Origin of the sequence: Sphingomonas elodea ATCC 31461, assembly GCF_000226955.1 — a bacterium.
Lineage (GTDB): Bacteria > Pseudomonadota > Alphaproteobacteria > Sphingomonadales > Sphingomonadaceae > Sphingomonas > Sphingomonas elodea.
The window spans coordinates 22,864-28,966 of sequence record NZ_AGFU01000043.1 but is presented as its reverse complement, the minus strand read 5'-3'; the positions used below and the strand labels follow the sequence as shown (position 1 = coordinate 28,966).

The 6,103-nt window shown below is 66.6% G+C and carries 4 protein-coding genes and 1 pseudogene; 1 reads left to right on the top strand and 4 read right to left on the bottom strand.

Annotation, left to right across the window (positions count from 1 at the left end):
* The 4 genes and pseudogenes from KK7_RS0112980 to KK7_RS0112965 form a co-directional block, all read right to left on the bottom strand.
* Positions 1-551, bottom strand: a pseudogene (locus KK7_RS0112980) (alpha/beta hydrolase); the annotation flags it as partial.
* A 3-nt stretch (positions 552-554) separates the two neighbouring features.
* Entirely contained in the window at positions 555-1,457 is a 903-nt protein-coding gene (locus KK7_RS0112975; RefSeq protein WP_010545073.1) for a VOC family protein, read from the bottom strand.
* 27 nt (positions 1,458-1,484) lie between these two features.
* Entirely contained in the window at positions 1,485-2,600 is a 1,116-nt protein-coding gene (locus tag KK7_RS0112970; RefSeq protein ID WP_010545072.1) for an FAD-dependent oxidoreductase, read from the bottom strand.
* 10 nt (positions 2,601-2,610) lie between these two features.
* Entirely contained in the window at positions 2,611-5,001 is a 2,391-nt protein-coding gene (locus KK7_RS0112965) for a TonB-dependent receptor (RefSeq protein WP_010545071.1), read from the bottom strand.
* 114 nt (positions 5,002-5,115) lie between these two features.
* On the opposite strand from KK7_RS0112965, the gene KK7_RS0112960 reads away from it, so the two are divergent.
* Complete coding sequence (locus tag KK7_RS0112960) at positions 5,116-6,012, top strand: LysR family transcriptional regulator (RefSeq protein ID WP_010545070.1); 897 nt, start codon at positions 5,116-5,118, stop codon at positions 6,010-6,012.
* Positions 6,013-6,103: the final 91 nt, after the last annotated feature.

Below are 6,103 nucleotides of genomic sequence, written 5' to 3'. Positions count from 1 at the left end.
CAGAGGGAGGAGACGCCGCGCCGGGCCAGCGCCTCGGGCAGGCGCGACCAGTAAAGCAGTTCCTTGCAGCTATCGAGGCCGTTGCAATAGACCACCACCGGCTTGGGCCCCTCGCCCGGCGCACGGGTGTAGAGCGCCGGCATGGTGCCGGTTTCGAGCGGGATCTCCACCCGCTCGCGGTTGATCTTGCCCAACACCGTGGACCGATCGAACGTCGCGCGCGCCTTGGCATAGGTTTCCTTGCGGCCGGGATGGCCATGGCCCTGCATCCGCTCGCCGGTGAACAGGTAGAGCGCGGCGCGCTCCAGCTTGGTGGAAGCGGAGAAGGCACGGCCGCGGGCCTCGTCCTCGGCGGCGAGGTCGATCAACTTGTCGGCCATCGCGACCCACTGCGCCATGAACTGCGGCGTGCCGGCATCGGCGCCGGACGCGGCCGCGTCCTTGATCGGCTGGCACATGTCGACCAGCTCGCCGATCTGCCCGCCGCTCTCCATCGCGATCGCGACCGACAGGTTCCAGATGTAATTCGGGAAATATTCGAACAACGCCATCGATCAGGCCTCCACCGCCACGAAGAGGCCGGGGTTCGGCGCCGGGTGCGGCAGCGTCTGCGGGCCGCCGGTGCCGATTCCCCACTGGTCCATGATCAGCGGGGCGGGCGTGTAGACCTGATGCTGATGGGCCTCGAAATCCACCTCTTCCAGCTCCGAGGTATATTCGGTCACGAAGCCGCTGGGCGTCACGAAATAGCTGAAGGTGTTGTTGCCCGCCGTGTGCCGGCCCGGTCCCCAGCCGATGTTGATGCCGTGCTGCTTCAGCCGGTGCGCCCCGCGCATCATGCCGTCGATCCCTTCCATGTCATAGGCGACATGGTTGAGGCAGGCCGGCCCCGGCAGCAACGCGATCCGGTGATGCGCCGAATTGCAGCGCAGGAAGCACATGAAGTCGCCCAGCCAGTCGCTCACCTTGAAGCCGAGCACGTCGGTGAAGAATTTTACCGCCGCCTGGTGGTCCGGCGAGTGCAGCACGATATGGCTGATCTTCACCGGCACGCCGTCCCAGCGGGCGATCTCGCGACGCTGGCCGCGGGCGACGTCGCTGGACACTTCGAACTGCATCCCGTCGGGCGAGAAGAAGCGGAATCCATAGCCGCCGCCCGGGGTGGTCAGTTCGGCGGGCGCGCGCACGATCTTGCAGCCGGCGGCCGCCACCTTGGCGTGCAGCGCGTCGACATCGGCGCGGCTGTCTGCAGCCAGCGCGATCACGTCGACGCGGTTCTCCTCGGCCGGGCGAAGGCGGACGACGTGGTGCTCGTCATGCCCCTGCGCCTTGAACCACGCCATGCCGTCGTCGCTCGCCACGGGCTCCAGGCCCCAGATCTCCTCGTAATACTTCCTCTCGGCGTCGAAGTCGGTGACGGCGTAGCCGACATAGCGGATCTCGGTGACACGGGGCATGATCGTCTTTCCTGCGGTCAGATGGGGTCAGATGGGTCGGGCGGTGACGGCGAACATCTCGGCGGTCGCCTGGGCGTTATCGACCGGGGGGCCCTTGCCGAGCTGGCCGTGGCAGATGGCGAGGCTCTGGCGGACGATATAGGCACAGCGATCGAAGCGGCGGGCGCGATAGGCGGTGAAGGCCTGCTCCACGCTGTCGCCAAGCGCGAGTTCCTCGGCGAGGACGATGCTGTCCTCGATCGCCATGCCGGCGCCCTGGCCGAGATGCGGGGTGGTGGCGTGCACCGCGTCGCCGAGCAGCACGACGCGGCCCCGATGCCAGGGCCCCTCCATCAGCATCCCTTCCAACGGGCGATAGACGACGCCATCATCGTCGGTGATCTGCTCGGCCAGGGCGCGGATCGCCGGCGCGCACGCGGCAAGCTTGCCCCGCATCGCCGCGGCCAGCCCCTCGCGTGGATAGCGCGGATTGTCCGGCTCCGGCGTGGTGACATACATGTACATCAAGGCCTCGCTGATCGGCACGAAGCCCACGCCGGTCGGGCCATTATACACCTGCAGCGCATCGAGCTCGGGGAAGCGCGGGAAATTGTAGCGCCACACCGCCTGCCCGGTGAACTCCGGCCGCTCGGCATCCGGGAACAGTGTCGTCCGCGTCTGCGAATAGACACCGTCGGCGCCGATCACGAGATCGTAGATGCCCCGGCTGCCGTCCGAAAAGGTCACCGCAACCTGCTCGCCATCGTCGACGATCGTCTCGGCGGTGATGCCCAGTCGCACCTCGGCGCCGAGCGCGATGGTCCGGTCGCCGATCACCTTGTGCAGCGCCGGGCGGCCGATGCCGACATTGGCCGGATAGCCTTCGATAAGGCGGGGCGACGGCACCCGCGCGACCTTCACCCCGTCCGGCCGGAAGATCTCCACCGCGTCGAAGCCGACGCCCGCATCCAGATAGGCATCGAGCAGATCGAGCGTCTTCATCGCCCGCAGCACATTGGCCTGCTGGATGATCCCCACACCATAGACCGACCAGTCGGGGTCGCGCTCGATCACTTCGACCGAAAAGCCCTTCTGCCGAAGGGCGATGGCGGCGGTGAGGCCGCCGATACCGCCGCCGATGACGAGGATCTTGAGAGACTGCATCCGGACTTCCTCAGAATTTCGACGAAACGCGCACGCCGTAGGTGCGCGGCGGGGAATAGACCGCGAGGGCGGCCGAGCCGGCCCCGTAGATCTGGGCACTGGCCTGATAGCGTTCGTTCTCGATGTTGCGGACGAAGGCGGCGATCGACCAGCGATCGTCGGCAGCGCCGAAGGCCAGCTGCGCGTTGCTCACCCAGGTCGAGCCGACCAGCTGGTTGGGCATGTACTCGAAACCGACGACGCGACTGGAGCGATACTGGGTGTCGGCCGACAGCACGGCCTTGTAGTCCCCCAGCGGCACGGTCTGCTGCCCGCCCAGGTTCATCGTCCATTTGGGCGATTGGAAGGCGGTGCGACCCGAGCAATCGATGTCGTACAGCCCGGCCGTCGCGCTCGGACGATAGGGGCAGCCGGTGATCGGCGGAGTGGCGCCGATCGGCTCACGATAGAGGAAGTCGTCGTACTTCGCATCGAGATACTGGACGTTGACGCTGAGCAGCGTCGTCTGGGTCGCGAGGAACTGCGCGTCGACCTCGACACCCTTGTTGGTCGACCTGCCGACATTCTCGGTGAACTGGCCCTGGTTGCCGTTGCGATCGATGCCGGTGTGGTTCACCTGCTGGTTGCGATACTTCCACAGGAACGCTTCGAGGTTCAGCTGCAGCCGGTTGTCGAAGAAGCGGTTCTTCATGCCGATGGTGTAGGCATCGATGAATTCCGGCTGGAACGTCTCGTAGCCGGCCGAAAGCGCGAAGCCGCCCGAGCGATAGCCGGTCTCGAAATTGGCGTAGAGCAGCGAGTGCGGCCCCACGTCGAACTCGGCGCCCAGATGGTAGGTGACGCGGTCGTTCGACAGCGTGGTGTTCACCGGCGTGACCGCGTGGATCAGCAGCGCGCCGGTGGTACCGATCGGCCGGGCTTGGTTGTCCGGCACGGTCGGGAAGACGGCGGGCAGGTCCTGATAGCGGCCGGTGGACGGCAGGAGCGGCGCGGTGGGGCAGCTTGGCCGCCCCTGCGCGATCACCGTGCAGCGCACCAGGAACACATCGGCACGGCCGGCGAAGTCCTTGTCGTCCTTGGTGTAGCGCAGGCCGCCGATCAGCCGCAGCCGGTCGCCCAGATTGGCAGTCAGGCGGCCGAACCCGGCATAGGATTTCGTGCCTGAGGTGAAGCGCTGATAGGCGTTGAGCGCCTGCTGCGCGAAGAGATAGGTCGCCGCGACGGACTCGTCGAAATAATAGGCGCCCAGCATGTAATCGAAAATGCCGACGCGGTTGCCGGCGAAACGCACTTCCAGGCTCTTCTGCTCGTCGGTCTCGGCGACGTTTCCGTAGAATGCGGGCACGGCGAAGCGGTTGTCGAGCTTCGCATAGCGCCAGGCGGGCAGCACCGTCAGCGTGCCGGCGCCCGTGTGCAGCGTGATCTCGGCATTGGTGCCGTAATAGTTGTTGTCGAGATAGGGCTGCACGTCGAGCGGGAGGAGCGTCCGGCCGGACAGTCCGCTGAACAAGGTCTGGCGATAGGCCTGCGCCTCGGGCGAGAACAGGCCGCTATTCTCGCTGAGCCCCGACGGCACGAACAGGTTCGAGACGCCGTTGTACACCACCCGCCCGGCATAGGTGGATCCGGGACCCTTGCCGCCGCTATGGGAGAAGTCGCCGCCGAGGCGGACGGTCAGGTCGGGCGTCAGTTCGCTCAGGAACTGGACGCGCAGCGCCTGGGTCTTCTCGTCGCTGGTGCCGTCGGTCTGGTAGCCGTCGCGGCGGAGGATGTTGCCGGCGACCCGCATGGCGCCATGCTCGCCCATCGCGATGTTGACCGCGCCCTGCACGTTCAACGCATCGTAATTGCCGTAACTCGCGGTGACGAAGCCGCTGTTCTCGCCCAGCTTCGGCCGGGTGGGCAGCACGTTGATCGCGCCGGCGGTGGCGTTGCGGCCGTACAGCGTGCCTTGCGGGCCCTTCAGCACCTCCACCCGCTCGAGATCGTAGAAGATGCCCGAGGTGGAGGTCGCACGCCCCAGATAGACGCCGTCATAGTTGAACGCGACGGCGGGGTCGCTGTAGCCGTTGACCGTGAAGTTGCCGACGCCGCGCAGGAAGAAGACGGTGTTGGCGCCGCCCTGCGGCTGGGCGCTGAGCGACGGCACCGAATTACCGAGTTCGTTCGAGCTGGTGAGGCCGCGGCTGACCAGCTGGTCGCCGGTGACGACCGCAACCGGAATGCCGGCGCGCTGCAGATTTTCCGTCTTGCGCTGCGCGGTGACGATGATTTCCTCCAGCCCCTGCTGGTCGGGGGCGGTTTCAGCGCCGGGCGCACCGGTCTGCGCGTGCGCCTGCGCCGCGATACCCGCGATGCTCAGCGCCAGAATCGAACTCGTCCGCCTCCATGCCTTGGCCATCCTCATTCTCCTTATTGCGCGGATCTTTCCCGTCCGCTGCGCGCCAAGATGCGGCGGTTTTGACATCAATCAAAATTGTTATATTTTATCGAAATGCAGTCATGAGGTTTATGCATGCGTCTTGATCGCTTCGACCTGAACCTTTTGGTCGCCTTCCACACGCTGATGGAGGAGCGCAGCGTCACCCGGGCGGCGGAGCGGCTGCACCTCACCCAGCCGGCGATGAGTGCGGCACTCCGGCGGCTGCGGGAATCGTTCAACGATCCGCTGCTGGTCGCCAACGGCAAGCAGATGGTGCCCAGCCCGCACGCCGAGGAGCTGGCGCCGCGGGTTGCGGAAATCGTGGGCAACGCCCAGGCGCTCATTTCCAGCTCGACCCTGTTCGATCCGCAGACCTCGCGCCGCCATTTCCGGATCGCCGCGTCGGACTATGTGACAACCATCGCCGTGCAGCCGCTGCTGGCAGAGCTCGCCCAGCAGGCACCGGGCATACGCTGCTCGGTCATTCCCCCGCATCCCGGCATCACCGAGCAGATGGAGCGCGGCCAGGTCGATTGCATCATCTCGCCCGAGCAGTTCCAGGGCCAGGGCCATCCCACCGAGCTGCTGTTCGAGGAAGAGCATGTGGTGCTCGGCTGGTCGGAGAATCCGCTGTTCGCCAAGCCGATCACCCAGGAGGACTATGATGCGGCCGGCCATGTCGTGGTGGAACTGTCCAACACCCCGGCCTTTGCCGAGCAGTTCGTCCGTGCCCGCGGCGATACCCGGCGGATCGAGGTGACGGTCAGCTCCTTCACGCTGGTGCCCTGGCTGCTGCCGGACACCCATCGCATCGCCCTGGTCCATGCCCGGCTGGCGCGGCTGTTCATCGGCAAGCTCCCCCTGGCGATGGCGCCCCCGCCCTTCCCGCTGCCGCGCATGCGCGAGATGATCCAGTTCAACCGTGCCCGCGCAACCGATCGCGGCCTCGTCTGGCTGCGCGAGGGGTTGCGGCGGCACGCCGGAAACTAGCCATCGCCCAGCACAGCCGGGCCGGCCTGATCCGAAGGCTCCCCTGCCGATAATCCCGAAGGCGGCCGGCCGCGATTTGCGGCTTGCGCTC

Excerpts from the sequence above, each read along its gene's own strand:
- KK7_RS0112970 (WP_010545072.1), bottom strand. The coding sequence starts at position 2,600 with ATGCAGTCTCTCAAGATCCTCGTCATCGGCGGCGGTATCGGCGGCCTC.
- KK7_RS0112975 (WP_010545073.1), bottom strand. The coding sequence starts at position 1,457 with ATGCCCCGTGTCACCGAGATCCGCTATGTCGGCTACGCCGTCACCGAC.
- KK7_RS0112965 (WP_010545071.1), bottom strand. The coding sequence starts at position 5,001 with ATGGCCAAGGCATGGAGGCGGACGAGTTCGATTCTGGCGCTGAGCATC.
- KK7_RS0112960 (WP_010545070.1), top strand. The coding sequence starts at position 5,116 with ATGCGTCTTGATCGCTTCGACCTGAACCTTTTGGTCGCCTTCCACACG.